Source organism: Aeromonas sp. R2-2, from assembly GCF_040908355.1.
Lineage (GTDB): Bacteria > Pseudomonadota > Gammaproteobacteria > Enterobacterales > Aeromonadaceae > Aeromonas > Aeromonas veronii.
The window spans coordinates 1-2298 of the sequence record NZ_JBFODQ010000039.1 but is presented as its reverse complement, the minus strand read 5'-3'; the positions used below and the strand labels follow the sequence as shown (position 1 = coordinate 2298).

The 2298-nt window shown below is 62.7% G+C and carries 2 protein-coding genes and 1 pseudogene; all 3 read left to right on the top strand.

The window, feature by feature from the left end; genetic code table 11:
• Window positions 1-819, top strand: a pseudogene (locus AB5Z09_RS07575) (hypothetical protein); the annotation flags it as partial.
• A 12-nt stretch (window positions 820-831) separates the two neighbouring features.
• On the top strand, window positions 832-1260 hold the full coding sequence (locus AB5Z09_RS07570) for a tail fiber assembly protein (protein ID WP_368194971.1): 429 nt from the start codon (window positions 832-834) through the stop codon (window positions 1258-1260).
• On the top strand, window positions 1257-2138 hold the full coding sequence (locus tag AB5Z09_RS07565; protein WP_368194970.1) for a hypothetical protein: 882 nt from the start codon (window positions 1257-1259) through the stop codon (window positions 2136-2138). Before AB5Z09_RS07570 ends, AB5Z09_RS07565 begins: the two co-directional genes overlap by 4 nt.
• The last annotated feature ends 160 nt before the right edge of the window (window positions 2139-2298 follow it).

The window sequence follows — 2298 nt, the reverse complement described above, 5'->3', positions numbered from 1 at the left end:
GAAAGCAGGCGGATCCAGGTCAAGGCCGATGCCAACCCCATGTTCGAGATGCACATCCCGGGCAAGCATGCGGCCGCGATGGAGCTGGAGAGTACTGGCGCGATCCAGTGGTGGTCGACCAACGGTGCGGGGGGATGGGCAAAGACAATCGCGAGCCTGACGCCTGGTGCCTTCGAGGTTTACGGAGGGCATTGGGCAGCCAATAACTCTCACGCTTATGGCGACCAATGGGCCAACACAGCCCCCTTTCATGTGAATTTTGGGTTAGTGGCCGGCTCGTCGGATTACTACCCGATCGTCAGGGGCAAAAACGCAGTTAATGGCCAAGGTTATACCACCCAGGTGGAACTCGGCATTCTTCGAGAAGGGGGCCCGACATGGGGGCATGGCATCTTGATGGTTCGTTCTGGCGAAGGGAATGGCCCGGGCTCTCCATCCGCAATCTATCGCTTTGACTGGGGCGGCAATTTTTATGCGCCAGGCGCGGTGCATGACGCAGGTCAGAGGGTCTATAGCCCCAACCGTGAGCCGCACTATAGCCACGTACACACCGCAGCCCAAGGCAACCAGGACATTGTTGCAAGCGGCTGGGCACAAGTGGGCACCTACATGATGGCAGCCGTCATTCCTGGACACGCCGCCGCCATGAACCCCTCTGATCTTATCGCTGGCTCCTCTCTGCGTCCCGCCAACTGCTCTGAATGGGGGCAAAACCGAAACTGGGCGCTACCAGGTACCTGGAAGTGTCTGGGTTTCGTATCTGACCAACAAGATGACCGTTGGGACGACCGAACAACCCTGTGGATCCGCGTTGCGTAAGAGTAGGAGAACATGATGGAACCTATCGAAGTAATTAGTGCAGAACGACCTCGCCATTATGCGGATGACACCGATAGCATCACGCTGGATGTGCTGTTTGCCCACCTCCCCGAAAAGGTGCAGTTCGCCGCCCGAAAAGATGACCCAGCGCCGCATGGCCGCGAGCTTTATAGCCGCGCTGTCTTTGGCGAGTTTGGCGAGATCAAGGTGATCACTCCGCCGCCCCCGACCGAGGCAGAGCTGCAGGCCCGCCTGAATGAAGCGCTCAAACGGGCGGCGGCCGTCATGGCACCGCTGGAGGATGCCGACAAACTCGGCATTATCAGCGAGCGCGAGAAGTCCCAGCTCACCGCTTGGCAACGCTACCGGGTCGCCCTCTATCGCATGCCGCAAAGTGAGGGCTGGCCCACCGATGTGGCCTGGCCGGATGCCCCGCAATGAGTTGGACACAAGGCACGCTGCGCTGGCCAGCCAGTACCGAGGCGATACACACTGGCGCCAGCGGGGTGCTTGGCCAACTACCTGACAGCCAGGCTGGTGCAGTGGCTCGCTTGCAGGCACTGGCGCCCAGGGCGCAATACCGTCCCACTCCAATCAGCCAAGCCGCTGCTGCGCTCGCTGGGCTGCGGGCAGAGCTCGACCGGCTGCTGGTCACCGGCCGCTGCCTGACGGTCACCCCCTATCTGCATGGGGTGGGCCAGCACCAGGGCAACCAGTACAGCCTCGCCGCCCCCAATGCGGTGGCCACCCTTGCCGCCAAGCTGCAGGACGGGGCCGATCCCTTGCTGCCGACTGGCCAGTTGCACGCCATCGCCTGGCTGGTCACCGGTAACAGCGAAACCTCGCTGGCCGATGCATTGGCCCCGCTTTGCGCCATCCTGCCGCTGCCGGAGTGGTGCGCGGCTCTGCGCCGCCTCACAGCCAGCAACGATGCCATGAGCAAACCCACCGCCGCCAAGGTGCCACGCTGGAAGACTGATGAGCCGCTGGTATGGGATCCGCTGCGCTCGACTCGCTCACTGCTCGGGGCCGAGATCGCCCAGCTGGAGAGCCTGGCACAGGGGGCCACCACCCCGATCGCCCAGCTGGCCACCCTGGCAGAACGACGCTCTGCCAGACTGACCGAGCTCGAACAGGCACTGGGAAAGCTGACGGCCATCAGTGGCCAGCTGTGGCACTGGCAAGCACAAGGTGATGCAGCAAGCCTGGCCGCCCAATTGGGCCAGAGCAGCCCGCCAGACCATAGCCACAGCATGACGGTCGGCGCCCTGCTGCTCTCCCCCTCCCCGCTCACCTTCTGGCAGGAGTTAATCCGATGAGCCAAACCGCCATGCTCACCCTGGACGGTGAGCCAATTGTGATGAAGTCGATGCGGATAACCGCCTCGATGCAGTTTCAGGACAAGGACAGCAGCGGCCAGACCAGCTCGACCAGCAGCTCGGAGCAAGGGGCCAAAGCCAAGGAGCTCGATATCTCGGG